This is a genomic window from Micromonospora sp. WMMD1128 (genome assembly GCF_027497235.1).
Lineage (GTDB): Bacteria > Actinomycetota > Actinomycetes > Mycobacteriales > Micromonosporaceae > Micromonospora.
Genome location: NZ_CP114902.1, coordinates 1,907,038 through 1,926,266, shown reverse-complemented (window position 1 = coordinate 1,926,266; position 19,229 = coordinate 1,907,038). Strand labels below are relative to the sequence as shown.

15 protein-coding genes are annotated in these 19,229 nt (G+C 71.2%); 2 read left to right on the top strand and 13 right to left on the bottom strand.

Translation table 11 applies throughout. The annotated features are described in order from the left end of the window. Window positions 1-24: 24 nt before the first annotated feature. The 5 genes from O7602_RS09120 to O7602_RS09100 all read right to left on the bottom strand — a co-directional run bounded on the left by O7602_RS09120 (window position 25) and on the right by O7602_RS09100 (window position 6,956). Window positions 25-3,621, bottom strand: coding sequence for a type I polyketide synthase (locus O7602_RS09120; RefSeq protein ID WP_281587850.1), 3,597 nt, complete (start codon window positions 3,619-3,621; stop codon window positions 25-27). Between the two features lie 14 nt (window positions 3,622-3,635). Next, on the bottom strand, window positions 3,636-4,472 hold the full coding sequence (locus O7602_RS09115; protein WP_281587849.1) for an acyltransferase domain-containing protein: 837 nt from the start codon (window positions 4,470-4,472) through the stop codon (window positions 3,636-3,638). Beyond that, window positions 4,417-5,586 (bottom strand): hypothetical protein, encoded by a 1,170-nt coding sequence (locus O7602_RS09110; RefSeq protein WP_281587847.1) that lies wholly within the window; start codon window positions 5,584-5,586, stop codon window positions 4,417-4,419. Before O7602_RS09110 ends, O7602_RS09115 begins: the two co-directional genes overlap by 56 nt. A gap of 544 nt (window positions 5,587-6,130) precedes the next feature. After that, window positions 6,131-6,433 carry a hypothetical protein gene (locus O7602_RS09105; RefSeq protein ID WP_281587846.1) on the bottom strand — a complete coding sequence of 101 codons (303 nt, stop codon included), beginning with the start codon at window positions 6,431-6,433 and terminating at the stop codon, window positions 6,131-6,133. 178 nt (window positions 6,434-6,611) lie between these two features. Further along, on the bottom strand, window positions 6,612-6,956 hold the full coding sequence (locus tag O7602_RS09100) for a hypothetical protein (RefSeq protein ID WP_281587845.1): 345 nt from the start codon (window positions 6,954-6,956) through the stop codon (window positions 6,612-6,614). A 194-nt stretch (window positions 6,957-7,150) separates the two neighbouring features. Here O7602_RS09100 and O7602_RS09095 point away from each other — a divergent pair, with 194 nt between their 5' ends. Beyond that, window positions 7,151-8,608, top strand: coding sequence for an SDR family oxidoreductase (locus O7602_RS09095; protein WP_281587843.1), 1,458 nt, complete (start codon window positions 7,151-7,153; stop codon window positions 8,606-8,608). An 88-nt stretch (window positions 8,609-8,696) separates the two neighbouring features. After that, window positions 8,697-9,494: a hypothetical protein gene (locus O7602_RS09090; RefSeq protein WP_281587841.1), complete on the top strand. Its 798-nt coding sequence runs from the start codon at window positions 8,697-8,699 to the stop codon at window positions 9,492-9,494. 129 nt (window positions 9,495-9,623) lie between these two features. Here O7602_RS09090 and O7602_RS09085 read toward each other — a convergent pair whose 3' ends face one another. From O7602_RS09085 to dmpG, 8 genes are read right to left on the bottom strand one after another with little or no spacing between them, the layout of a single operon-like run. Then, complete coding sequence (locus O7602_RS09085; protein WP_281587840.1) at window positions 9,624-10,811, bottom strand: MFS transporter; 1,188 nt, start codon at window positions 10,809-10,811, stop codon at window positions 9,624-9,626. Beyond that, window positions 10,808-11,638 carry a phosphosulfolactate synthase gene (locus O7602_RS09080; protein ID WP_281587839.1) on the bottom strand — a complete coding sequence of 277 codons (831 nt, stop codon included), beginning with the start codon at window positions 11,636-11,638 and terminating at the stop codon, window positions 10,808-10,810. Before O7602_RS09080 ends, O7602_RS09085 begins: the two co-directional genes overlap by 4 nt. A gap of 17 nt (window positions 11,639-11,655) precedes the next feature. Then, window positions 11,656-12,672, bottom strand: coding sequence for an aldo/keto reductase (locus O7602_RS09075; RefSeq protein WP_281587838.1), 1,017 nt, complete (start codon window positions 12,670-12,672; stop codon window positions 11,656-11,658). Then, window positions 12,669-14,159 (bottom strand): FAD-dependent tricarballylate dehydrogenase TcuA, encoded by a 1,491-nt coding sequence (gene tcuA / locus O7602_RS09070; RefSeq protein WP_281587836.1) that lies wholly within the window; start codon window positions 14,157-14,159, stop codon window positions 12,669-12,671. The genes O7602_RS09075 and tcuA overlap by 4 nt, the downstream gene beginning before the upstream one ends. A 26-nt stretch (window positions 14,160-14,185) precedes the next feature. Continuing rightward, on the bottom strand, window positions 14,186-15,361 hold the full coding sequence (locus O7602_RS09065; RefSeq protein ID WP_281587834.1) for an ABC transporter ATP-binding protein: 1,176 nt from the start codon (window positions 15,359-15,361) through the stop codon (window positions 14,186-14,188). 29 nt (window positions 15,362-15,390) lie between these two features. Then, window positions 15,391-17,172 (bottom strand): iron ABC transporter permease, encoded by a 1,782-nt coding sequence (locus O7602_RS09060; protein ID WP_281587832.1) that lies wholly within the window; start codon window positions 17,170-17,172, stop codon window positions 15,391-15,393. 13 nt (window positions 17,173-17,185) lie between these two features. Next, entirely contained in the window at window positions 17,186-18,211 is a 1,026-nt protein-coding gene (locus tag O7602_RS09055; RefSeq protein ID WP_281587830.1) for an extracellular solute-binding protein, read from the bottom strand. Continuing rightward, a complete protein-coding gene (gene dmpG, locus O7602_RS09050) occupies window positions 18,192-19,208 on the bottom strand; it encodes a 4-hydroxy-2-oxovalerate aldolase (protein ID WP_281590223.1) in 1,017 nt (338 codons plus the stop codon). Before dmpG ends, O7602_RS09055 begins: the two co-directional genes overlap by 20 nt. Between the last annotated feature and the right edge of the window lie 21 nt (window positions 19,209-19,229).

The window sequence follows — 19,229 nt, the reverse complement described above, 5'->3', positions numbered from 1 at the left end:
GACGTCCCCGATCCCGGTCGTCGCTCAGTTGCCGCTCGCGCCGAACTCCCGCAGTTCGTCGACGTGGTACGCGATCTCGGCGACGGTGCGGTCGGCGAGCAGGTCCGCGACGTCGTACGACACACCGTGGTAGACCGCGATGTTGTTGGCCACCGTGGCCGCCATGATGGAGTCGCCGCCCAGGTCGAAGAAGTCGGCCTCCACGTCGAGCCGGTCGTAGCCGAAGGCGAGCGCCAGACACCGCGCGACCGACCGTTCGGTGTCGGAGTAGTCGCCACCGGCGCGGCCGTCGAGTTCGACCGGCACCGCCGCGACCGTCGTCTGGATCCGGTCGGTGGCCTTCGCCAGCCGGGCCTCCAGCGCGTGCATGTGCCGTTCCACCGTCGCCTCGATGTCGGCGGAGAGCCCGACGTCGTAGGAACGCAGCAGGTGGATCAGTTCGCCACCGTAGTGGAGTTCGCCGGCGAACAGCCGCGAACGGCGGGAGCGCAGGCCGGCGTCGAGGACGGCCAGGCCCACCGCGGTCGGGATGGCCTTGAACATGGTGTCGCCGTTGGTGCCGAAGTCGACCGCCATGCCGATCTCCTTCCAGGCCACCCAGTCCAGCGCGATCACGTGGCACCGCCCGCCGGCCCGGGACCTGGCCAGGTTGTCCAGGTAGTAGTTGGCGGCGGCGTAGTCGGCCTGACCCGGGGCCGGAAAGACCGAGGCGACCGAGGAGAAGTGCGCGACGAAGTCCGGCGGGTCGTCCCGGGTCGCCTCGTCGAGGACGAAGGCGGCGTGCAGTTTCGCCCGTACGACGGCGTCGAAGTCGTCGAGGTGGCGGAACATGACCGTGCTTCCGCCGGGCAGGCCGGCGGCGTGCACGATGCCGTCGATCCGGCCGTGTCGAAGGCGGATCTGGGCGACCGCCTCGGCCAGTGCCTTGCTGTCGCCCGCGTCGGCCGCCACCGCGTCCACCGTGGCGCCCAGTGCCTCCATTTCCCGCACCGCCCGGATCCGGTTCGCCTGCGGCCCGTCCGAAGCGGGCCCGGTCAGCTCGTCCCACCGGTCGCGGGGCGGCAGCCCGGATCGGCTGAGCAGGATCACCGTGATGTCGTGCTGGGCGGCGGCGAAGTCGCGGGCGACGGCGAGGCCGAGCGCGCCGGTGCCGCCGGTGATCAGGTAGGTGCCACCCGGCTTGAGATACGGCCGCGGCCCCTCGGCCTCGACGCCGAGGTCGATCTCGGGGACCTCGACGAAGACCTCGCGCAGCCGCTGCTCGCCCCGGAGGACCGACAGGCCGTGCTCGTCGGCGAGAATCTCCGCGCGTAGCGCGGCCGGGGACACGGCCAGGTCGACGTCGATGTGCCTGACCTTGACGTACGGGTACTCCCGCACGATCACCTTGCCGAAGCCGACCAGCGCGGCGTTCTCGGTGACCGCCGTCGTCTCGCCCTGGTGGGCGCTGACCGCGGTCCGGGTCAGCACCACCAGGTCGAGCTTCGCGCCGGCAGCCATCAACGCCTTGGTCAGGTGGAAGAGGCCGTACAGGTTCTTGGTGGATCGACGTTCGATCTCCTCGATGTCGGTCGCCGGGCGCTCCTCGAACGCCAGGGCGTAGACGAGGTGGGTGACGTCGTGTTCGTCGACGAGCCGCACGATGCGTTCGATCGACGCCACGCTGTCGGCGGCGAACACCTCTTCGCCGGGGCCGATCGGCTCACCGAGGCGGACGATCCGACTCGCCGCGGGCAGGGCGGCGGCCAGCAACCCGCCGGCCTCGGTCGCCGGGTCGACGAGCGCCAGTACGGTGCCCGCCGGGGTCGTCTCCGGTGTCGGTGCCGGCGTGGGCCGGAGTTCGACGTCGTGCGTCACCGGATGGTGCTCGGTGGCGCGCTCCAGCGACATCGTCTGCCGCCAGTCGTCCGGGAAGCTCAGCCAGGCGGTGCTCTCGTCGAAGACGTAGCGGGGCAGCCGGACGACCCGACGCGCCTGGCCGGCGGCGAGTGCCCGCCAGTCGACCGGAGCGCCCCGCAGGTATTCCTCCGCCGCCTCGGCGAGCCGGCCGACGACGGGTTGCGGGATGTCGGCGAGGACCCCTTCCAGCGCTCGGCGGAGATCGTCGGGGCCGGTGACCAGCAGGGCGATGCGGTAGCGGTGTGCCGAACGCGAGACCTGGGTGGTGTAGCAGACGTCGGCGATGTCGAGGTCGTCCAGCCCGCCGCCGTCGATGAACGCCAGATAGCTGCGGACCAGCCCGGTCAGTGAGCGGGGCGTGGCCGCGCTCAGCGTGAACAGGTGGTCACCGGCGGGGGCGAGCGGGCGGGGCGCCGCGACGTACTCCTCGACCACGACGTGGGCGTTCGTGCCGCCCAGGCCGAACGCGCTCACCCCGCAGCGACGCGGGCCCGTCGGCGACTCCCACGGACGCAGTTCGGTGGGGACGAAGAGCGGTCCGGAGGCGAAGTCGAGTTTGGGGTTGGGCGTGACGAAGTTGGCCTGCGGCGGGAGCATCCGATGCCGCAGCACCGCCACCGCCTTGAGTAGGCCGATCACCCCGGAGCCCTCGAACAGATGGCCCACGTTCGCCTTGACCGTGCCCACCGCGCAGAAGTTCCGCTCCGCCGTGTGCTGGGCGAAGGCCAGCTTCATGCCCTCGTGCTCGATCGGGTCGCCCACCCGGGTGGCCGTGCCGTGGGCCTCGAAGTAGCCGAGCGTGCGCGGGTCGATGCCGGCGTTCTGCCACGCCGCGAGCAGCAGGTCGGCCTGCGCTTGGGAGTTGGGGCTGGTGATGCCGTCGGTGTGGCCGTCGTGGTTGACCGCGCTGCCCTTCAGGATCGCGTAGATCTGGTCACCGTCGGCGATGGCCTGCTCGGTCCGTTTGAGCACGACGGCGCCGGAGCCCTCACCGAAGCCGGTGCCGTCGGCGGCCTCGTCGAACGTCCGGGTGACACCGTCGGACGATTCGATGCCGATCGCCGAGTGGGGATGCTTGACCGGCGCGAAGACGATCCGGGCGCCGCCCACCACCGCCAGCTCGCAGTCCCCCGCCAGCAGGGCGTTCTTGGCCTGGTGCACCGCGACCAGGGTGGCCGAGCAGGCGGTGTCGACGACGATGCTCGGCCCCCGCAGGTCGAGCAGGTGGGAGAGGCGGTTGGCCAGCATGGCCGGGATGTTGCCGGTGATCGCCTGCTGGCTGGCTGAGGGCTCGATCCGGGACAGGTAGTCCATGTAGGTCGCGCCCGGGTTGGTCGCGAAGCCGACGAACACCCCGGTCCGGCTGCCACGGAGCCGGTCGGCGGAGTATCCGGCGTCCTCCAGGGCGAGGAACATGGCGCGCAGCACCATGCGGTGGTGCGGATCGGTAAGCGTGGCCTGCCGGGGGGTCATCCCGAACACGGCGTAGTCGAACGTGTCGACGGTGTCGAGGAAGCAGCCGTTGTGGAAGTCCAGGTCATCGTCCTCCACCGGCTCGACGGTGGTGGCCCGTACGTAGTGGATGTACTCGGCCAGGGTGTCCCGGCGGTGCGGCGGGAACGGCCGGGTGAGGCTGGCGCCCGTACTGATCACCCGCCACAGGTCGTCCAGGCCGTCCACCCCGGGCAGCTCCACCGAGGTGCCGACGATCGCGATGCTCATGCTCCGTTGTCCCTTCAGTGGATCCTGCTCACCAGCGCGGTCAGGGTGCTTCCGTGTGCCTCGTCGAACCGGGTCACGCCCGCCGCCCGCAGCGTGGTGACCGCGCGCACCCACTGCACCGGGGTGGACACCTGGCGGGCCAGCAGCTCGGCGCCCTCGTCGGGGCGGAAGACCGCACCGGTCACGCTGGACACCACGGTGCCGTGGCCGTCGGCGAACACGCAGGCTCGCAGCAGTTCGCGCAGTGCGGGCTCGACCGGCGCCATCAGGGGGCTGTGGAACGGCCCGCTGACGTTGAGCGGGACGACTCGGGCACCGGGCAGGGCGCCGATCGCCTTGGCCGCGACGGCGACCTCGACCCGGTCGCCGGCTATCGCGGTCTGCGTGTCGGCGTTCAGGTTCGCCACGTGGACGCTGGACAGACCGGTTTCCCGCAGGACGCGCTCGACGAAGGCGGCCGGCACCCCCTGCACCGCCGACATGGCTCCGCCGGTGACGCCGGCCATCAGCTCTCCTCGGCGTCGTACCAGCCGCAGCGCGGTGCCGAAATCGAGCACGCCCGCCGCGACCAGTGCGTTGTACTCGCCCAGACTGTGTCCGGCGAAGAACCGGTAGGCGTCCGGCTGCTCGTTGGCCCGCTGCATTCCCAGCAATGCGTTGACCACAAAGACGGCGGGCTGGGCGAATTGGGTGTCGCGCAGCCTTCTGTGCGGATCCCGGGTGCACAGCTCCTCGATGGAGTAACCCAGAATCCCGTCCGCCAGCGCGGTCGTCTCCGGAAAATGGGCGAAGAGATCAGCGCCCATTCCTTTGCGCTGCACGCCCTGGCCGGGAAAGAGCAGACACTGCATGCTGGCCTCCTGTCGCCTGGGCAGCGGAAAATTGTTGGATCGGCTCGAACACCAGACGTTGCGCGCTGCCTCGCAGGCACTCCCTGGTAAACCGTCGTGCGGCCGGCCCCGGCCCGCAGTCCACGATGCGGTCGACGGCCGCGTCGTCGATTGCGTGTCGCGTCACGAGTTCCCATTCGATGGGGCGGAGCAGCACCTGGGTGAGGAACTCCTCCACCAGATCCGACGACCCCTGGAGATTGCGTGGGCCGTCGGTGGCGTACACCGGCAGCCGCAGTCTGTCGCCGCCCGGCAGGTCGCCGATGAAGTGCAGGTCGCCGCCGACCCGCTCCGCCGCCGGCGCGAGGTGCGCGCTGTGGAACGGGATGGTGGTGGTCAGGAACGCCCAGCTCACGCCGGTCCGCTCGAACAGCGCCTCGTGGTCGAAGTAGAGGTCGAGCAACTCCCCCGCCGGGCCGCTGAGCACGTAGGTGTCCGGTGAGTTGGCCAGGCTCACCGAAAGCGACGCCCCGCCGGTGTTGAACGTCTCGACGATGCCGCGCAGATCGTCCCGGGGCAGGCCGGCAAGGGCGGCCATCGGCCCAGGTGGGGCACCCCGACGGGCCCTGGCCAGGTAGCGGTCGACGGCGTCGGCGTCGGGTGTGGCGGCGGTGGTGAGCTGATGTCCCCGGACCAGGGTTAGCGCTAACAACCGCAGGCACACGGAGGCCACGTCCAGGAACTCGTCCATCCGTCGCAGCCGCATTCCGGCGATCATGGCGGCCAGCAGACCGATGCTGTGGCCCAGCGACCCGACGACGCCCTCCGCGCGGTGCCGAGCCGGTTGGAGGTGGCAGACCTGGAGGATGTGCACGCAGAGCCCGGCGGAGACCGAGTTGCGCAGGACCTCGTCGGGGGCGCCGGTCGCCGGGGCCAGCCATTGCCGCAGCGGAAGGTCCGCCGGCCCGCTCGGTGTCGGTGTCGGCGGGTCGAGATAGGCCGCCACCTGGTCGAGGGTCTCCCGCACCGCCTGGCAGTAAGCCGCATTCTCGGGAATGGCGAAAAGGCTGCGGACCGCCGGCAGGAGATTGTCGTTGGTGCCGCCAAGGCCATCGAAGAGCAGCAGCGTACGCACAGCCGACCTCCACTTTCGGGCCACTGAGTGATCGACATGGGGTCGGGGTGACGTGCGGCTGAATAAAGCCTGCCCGCATGGCTTGTAGCTTTTCGTATCGGGGACACTAGCAAATGATATGGCTCAATGTAAACAAGCTCGTTGGCGGGCCGTGGCAGATCGTCGATCCGCCGGGTGGGACGGATCCTGCGCTTCGTCACGGGCGGTGACGGAACCGCCGTGGACTTCACACAAATGTCAATTGCGGTTAACAGAAATGACATGGCCAATGCGAGGTCAGAGGACTTTCCGGTCCAATAGCGCGTCGGGCCGGAGGCTCGCTGTCGGCTGTTTCCGGGCCTGGCTGCCCGGTGACCCATTGCGGGCCGAGCGCACCGGCAGTCGGCCGGCGAGCTTCCGATGGGCCCGCCGGCCGCCGTATCCCCATACGCTTACGTGGGAGCGTCGCCGTGCAGTCGTCGCCGGGTGTGCTCACCACGGCAGGCTGCGCTTGGCAGCAGCCCTGGCACGATCGACACTTCGCCCCGCTCACCCGGGGGAGCTTTCACGCGGCGCAGATGATCTGGGCCTGCGCCGAGTAGAAGTTGGGCATCGGCTGCGTCACCCAGGACGCCCCGTTGGCGCACTGGATGAACGGCTCCGGATAACCCGCGGCATAGGCCAGGTTACGGGCCTGGTTCTGGGCGTTGATCAACGCGATCTGCGGGATCGAGCTGATGCCGTAGCCGGTGAAGACCTGCACCCCGGGCGGCGGGGCAGCCGAAGCCGGAGAGGCGGCGCTGAGGCTCGATGCCAGCATCGCCGTGGCGAGCGCCGCAGCGGCGGTGAGTCGTCGGACCATGGACATGAGCTAGCTCCTCGGATAGGTGGTGGTCGGTTGCCGAAGGGTCCCCGGCGGTCCCGGAACATGGTGGGGGTCGAGCGATCGCAGGCGGCGCCGGCCGGCCATCCCATTGCTGCTCCGGCACCACCCCAGGTCGATGGAAAGAGCGCGCGCGGGTGACCCGTACGCCGGCGGGACGGCCCTACTGCCAGGGGCCGCTGCGGCAGATGAACTGGGTGGTGCCGCTGTACTGGGTCGTGCTGCCGTCGAAGTAGCTGTAGCTGGCCCGCACGGGGTGACCGAGGTTGCTGGCCGGGCAGGCGGCGAAGAGGGTCGACCCGGCGGTCGTGAAGGTGCCGACGCTGCCGGAGTACCAGGCGACGTTCCAGGTCGTCGTGCCGGTGCTGCTGCCGTCGCAGTAGAACTGGGAGGCGCCGGACTCGCAGAAGGGCGCCGGGGCGGCGGCGAGGGCCGGGGTGGCACCGGCGGTGGCGAGGCCCAGAGCGGCAAGGGCGGACGCGGCAAGGACCTTGACGGTGGTACGCATGGAACTCTCCCAACGTAGCCAAGTGATGACTCAATGCAACGCCAGCCTAGCCACCACATAGACGTACCTGGATTAGCCGTTCGGTCGATCAATCACCCCGGTGCGTCCGAGGCGGTGCGGTGCGTACAGTTCCGGGTCGGACGTGGGGTGGGCCGGGTGGATCCGGCGCAGGGAACGGGACGAGACAGCGACGTATGACGGCGGACAACCTTAACGAAACAGGTCGAGACGGCATTGACCGCGGACGGCTGGAGACCTGCCTCAGCGTCTTCGAGGCGTTGGAGAACCTGCCTCCCGATCATCCCGACGTGGTGCGGGTGCAACGGGCCACCGCGAAGCTCTACAAGGTGATCAAGCAGCGGCGACGCGAGGCACGGCGCGATGCCATCGCGGCTGCCGACCGCGCGGTGACGGCGGCCACCGCCACCGGCGCCCCGGGCCGGATCGACGACGAGACCCAGGGCATCCCGCTCGCCTCCCCCACCGCCGGCGCCACGGCCGGCTTCCTGCACCATCCGCGCGGCTGCTACGTCTGCAAGCAGCGCTACCACCAGGTGGACGCCTTCTACCACCAGCTCTGCCCACCCTGCGCCGCGCTCAACCGGGAGCGCCGCGACGCCCGCACCGACCTGACCGGCCGGCGCGCGTTGCTCACCGGCGGCCGAGCCAAGATCGGCATGTACATCGCGCTGCGGCTGCTGCGCGACGGCGCGCACACCACGGTGACCACGCGGTTCCCGCACGACGCGGTCCGCCGATTCGCCGCGATGCCGGACAGCGGGGACTGGCTGCACCGCCTGCGGATCGTCGGGATCGACCTGCGCGACCCCGCCCAGGTCATCGCCCTCGCCGACTCGGTCAGCGCCCAGGGACCACTCGACATCCTGATCAACAATGCGGCGCAGACCGTCCGCCGCACGCCCGGGGCGTACGCCCAACTCGTCGCCGCGGAGACGGCGGCCCTGCCGGACGGCCCCTTGCCGGAGCTGATCACGTTCGCCAAACCCACCGGCCAGGGCGACCCAGCGGGAATGATCGCCCCGCCGCAGCCGGCCACGGTCACCCCGCAGGCGCTCACCGCGTTGGCGCTGACCGGCGGCTCCGCCTCGCCGGAACGGATCGCGGCAGCCACCGCCATCGACGCCGGCGGTCTGGTGCCGGACCTCGACCCGACAAACAGCTGGGTGCAGCGGGTGCACGAGGTGGACCCGGTCGAGCTGCTCGAAGTGCAACTGTGCAACGTGACCGCGCCGTTCGTACTGGTCAGTCGACTGCGACCGGCGATGGCCGCAGCGACCGCCCGCCGGAAGTACGTGGTGAACGTGTCGGCGATGGAGGGCCAGTTCGCCCGCGGCTACAAGGGGCCGGGACACCCGCACACCAACATGGCCAAGGCCGCCCTGAACATGCTCACCCGAACCAGCGCCCAGGAGATGCTGGCCGACGGCATCCTCATGACCAGCGTCGACACCGGCTGGATCACCGACGAGCGGCCCCACCCGACGAAGATGCGACTGGCGGACGCCGGCTTCCACGCCCCGCTGGACCTGGTCGACGGCGCGGCCCGGGTCTACGACCCGATCGTCCGCGGCGAGCAGGGCGAAGACCTGTACGGCTGCTTCCTGAAGGACTACGCGCCCTGCGCCTGGTGATCAGCCCCTCGGATACTCGCCGTGTTCATCTGTCCCGTGGCGGACTGCGGTTACCATCACCTCACGGCATTGGAGATTTCGGTGGGGAATGGTTGCCTACGACGAGGATCGACATGTCACCGGTCAGCCTCGGCTGAAGGCAGCATTGGCCGGAAAGATTCGCCACGAGGTGTCGGGCTACGACATGTCCTGGCAGTGGGGGCCAGGGGCCCGGATCGCGAGTGACTATTGCCTTGGCTTCAGCTGTCCGCACAGCGAGCAGCTCCAGGATGAGCCTCGCAAGCTCCAATCCGAGGATGCGGATCAGTTCGACGAGGGGGCAGTTGCCCTCGCGGCGCATCTCGCCGGATGCGACGAGGTCGTCTCTCGAGGTTTCCTGCGGCGGATGCTCCTCGCCTATGGCGCGCTGCTGCGCGAACCAGTGGACTGCGGACCCGCCGAGGCGTGCATCGCATTTGACCGTCACCGTCTCTCCGACCTCGCTGCGAACCCACCGCTTTCCGCGCCCAGCCACGACATCGTCGTGGAGGTCGCGAAGTTCCTCGGTGCCGCCGCGGCCGGCGGGGTGGTCGGCAACCGGATCGACGCGGGTGTCGTGGCCACCGCGAGGCGGATGTTTCGGCTGGTAACAGAGCGATGGCGCCGCCGCGCTCCGTCGGCTGACGCACCGCTCACTGTCGAGGAGGCTGTCGAGGCGGCGAGAGCTGCCGTCATCGCGGCTGGCTACCACCCATCGCGGACGCTCTCCACGGAGCGCGCCACCAAGGGCTCGTGGATTGTGTACCTTCACACACGCGAGAAGGACACATCGGTCCGACTGCGGGTATGGGTGCCCCCGGGCCCACCCGACTGCGCAACGATCCTCATCGTGCCGCTGCACCTGTAGGCCAGCCGTCGCGCCGATCGGCTCGTGGCCCGCTCGACCTGGTCGACGGCGCGGCCCGGGTCTACGACCCGATCGTCCGCCCGCGGTAACCGGGCGAGCTGTCATGAGCGCTGAGCGGAACTGGCCTTTCTACAGTCCCTTCGCCGGTGGAGCGGGCGGCCGGGTTCGGTCCGGAGGCATCCGGAGCAGGGCGCCCGCCGAGAGGGCGAGCAGCGCGCCGACCGCCCAGAACACGCCGGCCGCGCCGGCGGAGAAGGCGCCCACCGCGACCGGCAGCGCGGTCTGGGCGAGACGGTTCGCGGTCAGCCGCAGGCCCATCGCGGCGCCCCGGGTGCCGGGGCGGGCGGCGTCGGCCACCCAGGACATTGCCAGCGGTTGCGCCACGCCCAGCCCGATCCCGAGGAGCAGCATGATCACGGCGGCGCCGGGGAGCCGGACCAGCGGCAGCACCAGCAGGCCGAGCCCGGCGACGGCGATCGAGGCCACCATGGTCAGCCGACGGCCGGCGCGGGCCACCACCCGGTCGACGACCAGCCGGGCGAGCAGGGTGACCACTGCCCGCAGCGCGAGCAGCCCGCCCACCGCCGCGACCGGGACGCCGCGTTCGTCGGCCCAGGCCGGCAGGAAGACAGAGAGCAGGTCGAGCGCCGCCAGCACCACGCCGCCGGCGACCAGAGTCGCGGCCATCCCGGGTACGCCGACCATGCCGGCCGCCACCCGCCAGGACGACCGGGGGGCCGGGGCGCGGGACCGGGGCGCGGCCCGCAGCAATGGTCTCAGGCAAAGCGCCGAGGCGGCGCAGATCGCCGTGCCGACGGCCAGCCCGACGGCCGCCGGTGACGGGCCGACGCCCGGGACGCTCGCCGCCCCGGCAGCCAGCAGCGGGCCGACCGCCTGCCCGACCGCCCCGGCCGCGGTGAGCAGGCCGAAACCACGGTCGAGGTTCGCGGTGCCGCTCACCGCGACGGTGGCCTGCTGGCCGACGACGCTGACGAGTTGGCCGAGACCGAGCAGCGCGCTGGCCACCAGCAGCACCGGCAGGCTGCCGGCCAGCATGGCGAGCACTCCCGCCCCGGTGAACAGCACGACGCCGACCACCATCAGCCGGGCCGGGCCGAACCGGTCGGCCTGCCGGCCCACCGGGTACGCGAGCAGCAACGGCAGTACCGAGAAGCTGGCCGCGAGCAGCCCGATGCCGGTGTTGCCGGCCTGCAACTCGATGGCCCGGTACCCGGTCATCGGGCGGACGGCCGCGTACCCGCCCAGCACCAGGCCGGCCTGGACGAGCAGCGGCCACCCGACGGCCCGGCGGGTCACCCCTTGTAGCTGACGACCCGGCCCCAGAGGCCCTTGGTGCCCCAGATCCCGGAGCGGAGGCATTCGAGCTGGTAGACCTGGCTGTGGTCGATGAAGACGTTGACCTCGGGGCCGTAGTTCTTCACGTACCACTCGAAGACCGGCGGGTCGGCGGCCTCGAACATCACCGACTCCAGGCCGAACTCGGCGATGAACAGCGCCGGCACGTCGGTGCGCCAGGCGCGGACCTGCTCGGTGATCCCCTCGGACTCCAGCATGACCAGGTTCGCGCCGGCGTCGAACGCGCGGCGGGCGCGTTGCACCGCGTAGCTCGGGTCGCCGGTGCCCTCGGCGGCGAGCTCCTCCACCGACGAGGTGCCGCCGGCCCCGAACTGGATGCCGACCTCGGCCTTCACCTTGAGTCCGGCTTTGCGTCCGCGTTCGATCAGCCGCAGGTAGTCGGAGGCGGCGATGGCCAGCATGCCGACGGAGATCTCCACGATGTCGAACTCGTACCGGGCGATGGCCTGGAAGTACTGTTCCACCGCGTCGGGGCCCCGGGTCAGCACGAACTCGATGAGCCCGCCGGTGGAGACCTCGACGTTGTGGTCGTGGCAGACGTCGATGAACTTCTTCAGGGTCGCCTCAGACATCAGCGGCATCGACGCGCCGGGGAACTTGAACGAGTCCACGTGCGGGCCGACGGACTCCAGCAGGTCACGCAGGTGGTCCGGACCGAACGAGGTGTAGTAGGGACCGCGGATCTCGGTAAGCCCGACGGTGCGCGGCTTGTCCGGCCGCTCGTTGAGGCGCAGGAACGGGAAGGACCGCTCGGGGGTGGTGCTCATCAGGATGGATCTCCTCGTCAGCTCGACTCGAACTCGATGTCTTCGACCTGGTGGCGGTGTCCGGCGGTGAGCCGGTCCACCTCGGTCCACACGTCGTCGGGCAGCTCCAACTCCAGCGCGTCGGTGACCGCGTCGAGCTGGTCGACCCGGCTCACCCCGACGATCGGCGCGGTCACGTCCGGGTGGCGCAGCCCCCAGGCGGTGGCCAGCACGGCGAGCGTGCTCCCGGCCCGCGCGGCCACCGTCGACAGGGCGTCGACGGTGGCGAACGTGGCGTCGGTCCAGTACCGCTCGGTGTAGCGGCGGCCGGCCGCGCCCACCGCGAACCGGCTGCCCGCCGGTGGTGGCCGGTTGCGGTCGTACCGGCCGGTCAGAACGCCGCCGGCGAGCAGGTTGAACGCGAGCACGGCGACCCGCTGCTCCCGGCACAGCCGGAACGCCTCGATCTCCGCGCCGCGTCGCACCAGGCTGTACCGCAGTTGCGCGGTGCGCAGCCGGGGCAGCCCGGCCAGCTCGCCGAGGGTGAGCGCCCGGGCGAGCTGGTACGCCAGGAAGTTGCAGCAGCCCACGTACCGGACCTTGCCGGCGCGGACCAGCGTGTCCAGCGCGGCCAGGGTCTCCTCGATCGGCGTCGATCGGTCGTACCGGTGCAGTTGCAGCAGGTCGATGTGGTCGGTGCCGAGTCGGGCCAGCGACCCGTCGACGGCGGCCAGCAGGTGTTTGCGGGACAGGCCGAGCTGCCAGGGGGCGGGCCCGGTCCGGTTGTAGACCTTGGTGGCCAGGAAGACCTGGTCGCGCCGGCCGGGCAGCCACCGGCCGAGCAGCTCCTCGGTGCCGCCGACGGCGTCCGCGCCGCTGCCCAGCGGGTAGCTGGTCGCGGTGTCCAGCCAGGACATGCCCCGCTCCAGCGCCCGGTCCAGGATGTCCCGGGAGGTCGCCTCGTCGCACTGCGCGCCGAAGGTGGCGGTGCCCAGGACGACCCGGGGCGCCCGTACCCCGGTGTCGCCGAGCAGGACGGTGGCCGGTCCGGTCATCCCCGGTCCCGGCTGTGCCGGGCGGCGGTCCGGCCGGCCCGGCGGCCGAAGACCGCGCCGGACATCAGCCCGCTGCCGCCGGGGTAGTTGTCGTAGAAGAGGCCGCCGACCACCTCGCCGGCCGCGTGCAGGCCGGGGATCGGCTGGTCGGCCTGGTTGAGCACCCGGGCGTCCTCGTCGACGCGGACTCCACCGTAGGTGAAGGTGATCGCGCAGCCGACCGGGAACGCGACGTACGGGGGCCGGTCGATCGGTTGGGCCCAGTTGCTCTTGGGTGGTTGGAGGCCGCTGGTGGCCAGCCCGTCCAGCACGGTCGGGTCGAACGGTCGGTCGCCGACCGACGCGTTGTACCCGCTGATCGTCCGCTCCAGCCGGTCCGGGTTCAGGTCGAGCTTCTCGGCCAGCTCGCGGATCGAGTCGGCGACGACCTGGCTGGCCCCGTCGTGGCCGTAGTCCGTGCGAAGCAGGCCGACGCCGCGCTGGTCGAAGATCTGGTACGCGAGGCCGCCGGTCTGCCGCAGGATCGCCGACCCGATCTTGGCGTACGTGTAGTTGCGGAAGTCCGCCCCCTCGTCGACGAACCGGTCGCCCTCCACGTTGACGGTGATCCCGAACGGGTACGAGTGCCGTTGCAGCTTGTTGGTGAGCACCCGGTTGCCGTACGGACCGGCGTTGATGTCCCAGGCCACCGCGTGCGCGCCGGACCAGTTGCCGTACGCCTGCGCACCGATGCCGAGCGCGCTCATCAGGCCCTCGCCGGTGTTGTGCCGGCTGCCGCGCACCTTGGCGGTGTCCCAGCCGGGGCCGAGGTGCACCGCCCGCAGCCGGGCGTCGGCCTCGAAGCCGCCGGAGGCGAGCACCACCGCGCGGGCGCGGATCTGCCGTTCGCCCTGTGGGGTGCGGCACACCACGCCCTCCACGGCCCCGGTCGGGCCGACCAGGAAGCCGGTCATCTGGTGTTCGGCGCGCACGTCGATGCCGGTGGCCTTGGCGGCGGCGAGGTGCTGCTCGATGAGCCCGATGCCGCCGCCGACGGTGGCGATGGTGCCGCCGCCCCAGAACTTCTTCCGGCCGTTGACCTCGAAGACCTGATTGTCGGACTGGAGCTTGAACTTGACCCCGTGCCCGTGCAGCCACCGGAGGGTGGGGAAGGAGTCCTCGACGAGGATCCGCATCAGGGTCGGATCGGTCCGGCCCCGGGTGAGCCGGAGCATGTCGGCGGCGAAGCTCTCCACCGGGTACGGGTCCAGGTCGTACCGGTCGGCCTCGCGCTCGTCGAGCTCGCTGAGGATCGGGCGCAGGTCGTCGAGGCCGTGGTAGGTGGCCCGGAAGGATCCGAGCGTGAAGTAGGAGTTTCCGCCGAGTTCCGCCGTGGTCGCCTTCTCCAGCATGCCGACCCGGGAAACCTGCTCCCGGGCGGCGTGCGCGGCCGAGAAGGCGGCGTTGCCGGCCCCGACGACGAGGACGTCGTAGTCGTAGTCGCTCATGGTTCTCCCTGGTTCGTGGGCGGGGTTCACGGCTGAAGGATGCGGACGTCGGCCGCGTCGACGGTGACCTCGACGGTGGCGCCCTCCGGCAGCTCGGTGCGGATGTTGCTCCAGACCCGCAGCACGTGCTCACCGCAGGTCACGGTGTACTCGGTGTGCGGGCCGAGGAACAGCGCCGCCTTGAGCGTCCCGGTGAAGGTGGCCGCGCCGTCGTTCTCGGCGGAAGCGCCGGTGGCGGGGGCGATGTGGGCCCGTTCGGGACGGAACAGCGCGATCGCCTGGTCGCCGTCGCGGAGCTGGTCGGAGGCCAGCCGGCCGCGTACCGGGCCGAGGGCGGTGCGGACGGCGGCCAGCCCGGCGCCGTCCGGCCCGGTGACGGGGCCCGGCAGCTCGTTGCTGGTGCCGACAAAGTTGGCCACGTACCGGGACGTCGCGTCGTGGTAGATGTCGCGGGGGCCGCCGAGCTGGGCGAACCGTCCCTCCCCCATCACCGCGATGCGGTGCGCCAGCCCCATCGCCTCGTGCTGGTCGTGGGTGACGTAAACGGCCGCGAAGCCCAGCTCCCGTTGCATCGAGACGAGTTCGGCGCGCAGCTGCTCCCGGACCTTGGCATCGACGTTGGACAGCGGCTCGTCGAAGAGAATGAGGTCGTTGCCGGCCACCAGAGCCCGGGCCAGCGCCACCCGCTGCTGCTGGCCACCGCTCATCTGGCCGGGGTACTGCCGGCCCAGCTCGCCGATGTGGACCTGGTCGAGGCTGGCCTGGACCCGGGCGGCGATCTCCGGGCGGGGCAGTTTCCGCGCCCGGTTCTCCAGCGGATACGCGACGTTCTGCGCCACCGTCATGTGCGGCCACAGCGCGTACGACTGGAAGATCATGCTGATCCGCCGTTTCTCGGGCGGGACGACCAGACGTCGGCTGTGGTCGTACACCGGTTGGCCGTCGATCTCGACGGTGCCGGCGTCCGGCGTCTCCAGTCCGGCGATCATGCGCAGCAGGGTGGTCTTGCCGCAGCCGCTCGGGCCGAGCAGGACCAGGAACTCGCCCCGCGCCACATCGAACGAGACGCTGTCGACGGCTTTCGTCTCGGCGCCGTCGGCGCGGCGGAACCGCTTGGACAGGTCCCGGACCCGCACGATGGGGCCCGCCGGTGGCGTAACCGTGCTGGCGGTGGTGCTCTCGACCTGGGCGGGTGCGACCATGCCCCTGTCACCTCCGGAGTCGTGGATTGTCATCGGTTGCCCTTGGTCCGCCCGCCGGTGCCCTGCCAACGGCCCTGCCAGCGGGAGTAGGCGAGGCAGAGACCGACGACCAGCGCGGTGACGGCGGTCAGGACGACGGACAGCGAGGCGAGTTCCGCGTAGGAGCCGTTCTCGAAGATCTGCAGGATGCGGAAACCGACCACCATGTTCGTGGTGCCGGCGAGCACCGCCGTGGCGGTGAGGTCGCCGACCATCCGGGCGAACAGGAAGGCCCAGCCGGCGACCAGGCCCGGCACCATCAGCGGCAGGTACACCCGGCGGAAGGTCTTTCCGCCGCCGGCACCGCTGATCTGGGAGGCTTCCGCCAGGTCACCGCCGACCTGGCTGGCCGCCGAGTCGGCGGCGACCGAGCCCTGCGGCAGATAGATGCTGATGTACGCGAGCAGCAGGATCATCGTGGTGCCGCCGAGGTAGAACGGCGGGCCGCCGAACGCGAGGATCATCCCGACCGCGATCACCAGGTGCGAGAAGACCGAAGGCAGTTTGATCGCGCCGTCCAGCGCCCGTACCGCCCGCCGCTTCGACCGGACCACGAGCAGGGCGACCAGCGCGGCGGCGACCATGCCGATGGTCGCTCCGGCGATGCCGAGCCAGAGGCTGTTCTGCACGGCGGTCAGCGTCTGGCCGTCCTCGAAGACCGACTCGCGGACCGAGTCGAGACTCAGCCCGGTCCAGTTGATCTTCGGGGTCCAGAAGCCGTTCAGCGAGACCAGCAGCAGTCCGATCGCCGGCAGCACCACGGCGAGCGCACCGTAGCCGAGGATGAGCAGTCGGGCCGGCCACTTCCAGCCGCCCAGCTCCTGCCGGGTGAAACGCTGCCCCTTGCCGCCGACGGTGGCGTGCCGGCCGCTGCGCAGCATCCGCGACTGGAGGTACCACATCACGCCGACGAACAGCAGCACGATGAAGCTCAGCCCGACGGCGGTCGCGGTCTCCGGCGGGTACGTGAACGACAGCAGGTCCACGATCCGTACCGAGATCACGTCGATGCCCGCGCCCGAGCCGATGATCACCGGCACCGAGTAGAGCGAGAAGCCCTGCCAGCACATCAGCAGGATCGCCCCGCCGATGCTGGGCCGGATCGCGGGAAGGGTGACCCTCCACAGCGTCTTCAGTCGACCGGCCCCGCTGATCCGGGACTGCTCGTCCAGACTCGCGTCGGCGTTGCGCAGCCCGGTGGTGACCAGCATGAACACGTACGGGACCTGGTAGAGCGTGTAGACGAAGATCAGGCCGGGCCAGGAGAAGATGTCGAACGGGCCCTCGGTCAGCTCGATGCCGACCCCGCCGAGCACCCAGCGGATGAACGCGTTGAGCAGACCCGCGTTGGTGGAGAGCAGCAGCACCCAGCCGACCGCGCCGGCGATCGGCGGCAGCAGAAACGGGATCATCGGCATCGAGTCGGTCAGCCCGGCCACCCGGGCGTCGGTCCGCTCGTTGAGCCAGGCCAGGATCGACCCGACGACCAGCGCGACCACGCCGCTCACCACGACCGCGACCAGGGTGTTGACGATCAGCGTCACCAGATCGGGGACGGCCAGGACGTCCCGGATCGGCTCCACGGTGAGCCGACCGTCGACGTAGACCAGCCCGACCGCGACCCGCAGGATCGGGTAGGTGGCGAGGACCGCGAGCACCGTCGCCACCGTGACCGCGATCGTGGTGAACGGGGTGATCCGGCGGCGGGCCGCCCGGGCCGGCGCGGAGATCTCCGGCTCGGCGTCCGGCCCGGGCGGAGCGAGCATCACCATCGGCGCGCCCCCATCAGCTCAGCCCGAGGTTTCCGATGACCTGCGCCTGCTTGGTCTTGGCGCCGGCCAGGTCGGGCGAGACGTACTCGGTCGGCAGGTTGGTGGTGTCGTAGGGGGAGACCGCGCCGGCCGCGTCGGCGAGGACCTTGCTGCCCTCGGCGGAGAGCGCGTACTGGATGAGCAGCCGAGCCGCGTTCGGGTGTCTGCTGTTGGCCGCCACCCCGGGGACGACCTCCGCGCCGCTGGTCAGCGGCGGGGCGACGAACTCGATCGGCGCGCCCTTGGCCTTCGGGTCCACGATGTGCGAGGCGAGACCCATCACGCAGAACGCCGCCTCGCCGGCGGCCACCGCCGCCGCGGCCGGCACCCCGCTGGCGTACTTCTTGAGGTCCTGGGCGGCGAAGCGCTGGAGGAAGTCGGGTCCGCTGGCCTCCGCCACCACCAGCCACTCCCCGATGTACGACGCGGACGACGCCGGGTCGGGAATGGCGATCCGGCCCTTCCACTTCGGGTCGAGCAGGTCCGCCCAGGTCTTCGGGGCCTCGCCGGCCGGCACCAGGTCGGTGTTGTAGGCGATCCCGGCCGGTTGGATGATCGAGATGGCGGTGCCCTCGTCGGGCAGCACGAACCGCTCGTCCAGGTTGCCGGGGAAGTCGGGCAGCCCCGCGTCAGCCAGTGGCACCAGCCAGCCGCTCTCGATCGCGTCGGCGGTGAAGCCGGTACGCGAGATCAGCAGCGCGTCGGCGGCCGGCGCCCCGGCCTGCGCCTCGGCGGCGAACCGCTGGGCGAGTTGGGCGCTGGTCAGCCGGACGACCTGCACCTCGACGTCGTACCTGTCGGTGAAGGACTTGGCGAACGTGGCGGTGGCGTCCTCCTCCACGGAGCTGTAGAGGGTGACGGTGCCCTCTTCCTTGGCGGCGCTCTCCAGTCCGTCGGGGGCGGCGACCTCGGCGGCCTCACCACCGCGGTCGCCGCAGCCGGTGATCGCGAGCAGGACGACGGCGGCAGCCGCCAGATATCTACGACGAGGGTGTGGCATCAGCGTGGACCTCTCTATCGGTGGTGGCGGTGGGTGACGGGGAGCGGGCGGCGGCGAGCGCCACGGCGACGTCGATCAGGAGGTCCTCCTGACCACCCACGTACCGGCGTCGACCGGCCTCGCGGAGGATCTCGTGGCTGGGCACGCCGTACCGCCGGGCGGCCCGTTCGGCGTGCAGCAGGAAACTGGAGTAGACGCCGGCGTAGCCCATGACGATCGAGGCCCGATCCATCACCGGCTCCCGGTCGACGTACCGCAGGACCACGTCCTCGGCGGCGTCCAGGATCGCGCCCAGGTCGACCCCGGTGACGATGTCCAGCCGGTCGAAGACGGCGGTGAGCACCTCGGTCGGTGAGTTGCCGGCGCCCGCGCCGAGAGCCCGGGTCGCGCCGTCGATCTGCCGGGCGCCGGCCCGGACGGCGGCCACCGAGTTGGCCACCCCCATGGCCAGGTTGTTGTGCCCGTGGAAGCCGACCTGGGCGTGGTCGCCCAGCTCGGCGTGCAGGGCGGCGACCCGGGCAGCGGCGTCGTCGGGGAGCAGCGCGCCGGCGGAGTCGACGACGTAGACGCACTGCGCGCCGGCGTCCGCCATGATCCGGGCCTGCCGGGCGAGCTGCTCCGGCCCGATCATGTGCGACATCATCAGGAAGCCGACCGTCTCGGCCCCCAGCGAGCGGGCCAGCCCGAGATGCTGGGCGGCGATGTCCGCCTCGGTGCAGTGGGTGGCCACCCGGACCAGGTCGACCCCGTGGTCAACGGCGGCGCGCAGTTCGTCGGCGGTGCCCACCCCGGGCAGCAGCAGCGCGGCGATCGTGGCCGGGCCGGCCTCGGCGACGGCGACGTCGATCAGGTCGAGTTCCGGGGTGGCGGAGAAGCCGTAGTTGAACGAGGAACCGGCCAGACCGTCGCCGTGGGTGACCTCGATGACCGGCACGTGCGCCGCGCGCAGCGCCCGGACCGTGGCCCGGACGTGTGCGGGCCGGAACTGGTGGCGCATGGCGTGGCTGCCGTCGCGCAG

Bases quoted from the DNA above. Each gene is read 5' to 3' on its own strand.
- O7602_RS09120 (WP_281587850.1), bottom strand. From the start codon at position 3,621: ATGAGCATCGCGATCGTCGGCACCTCGGTGGAGCTGCCCGGGGTGGAC.
- O7602_RS09115 (WP_281587849.1), bottom strand. From the start codon at position 4,472: ATGCAGTGTCTGCTCTTTCCCGGCCAGGGCGTGCAGCGCAAAGGAATG.
- O7602_RS09105 (WP_281587846.1), bottom strand. From the start codon at position 6,433: ATGTCCATGGTCCGACGACTCACCGCCGCTGCGGCGCTCGCCACGGCG.
- O7602_RS09100 (WP_281587845.1), bottom strand. From the start codon at position 6,956: ATGCGTACCACCGTCAAGGTCCTTGCCGCGTCCGCCCTTGCCGCTCTG.
- O7602_RS09095 (WP_281587843.1), top strand. From the start codon at position 7,151: ATGACGGCGGACAACCTTAACGAAACAGGTCGAGACGGCATTGACCGC.
- O7602_RS09090 (WP_281587841.1), top strand. From the start codon at position 8,697: ATGGTTGCCTACGACGAGGATCGACATGTCACCGGTCAGCCTCGGCTG.
- O7602_RS09080 (WP_281587839.1), bottom strand. From the start codon at position 11,638: ATGAGCACCACCCCCGAGCGGTCCTTCCCGTTCCTGCGCCTCAACGAG.
- O7602_RS09075 (WP_281587838.1), bottom strand. From the start codon at position 12,672: ATGACCGGACCGGCCACCGTCCTGCTCGGCGACACCGGGGTACGGGCG.
- tcuA (WP_281587836.1), bottom strand. From the start codon at position 14,159: ATGAGCGACTACGACTACGACGTCCTCGTCGTCGGGGCCGGCAACGCC.
- O7602_RS09065 (WP_281587834.1), bottom strand. From the start codon at position 15,361: ATGGTCGCACCCGCCCAGGTCGAGAGCACCACCGCCAGCACGGTTACG.
- O7602_RS09060 (WP_281587832.1), bottom strand. From the start codon at position 17,172: ATGGTGATGCTCGCTCCGCCCGGGCCGGACGCCGAGCCGGAGATCTCC.
- O7602_RS09055 (WP_281587830.1), bottom strand. From the start codon at position 18,211: ATGCCACACCCTCGTCGTAGATATCTGGCGGCTGCCGCCGTCGTCCTG.
- dmpG (WP_281590223.1), bottom strand. From the start codon at position 19,208: ATGCGCCACCAGTTCCGGCCCGCACACGTCCGGGCCACGGTCCGGGCG.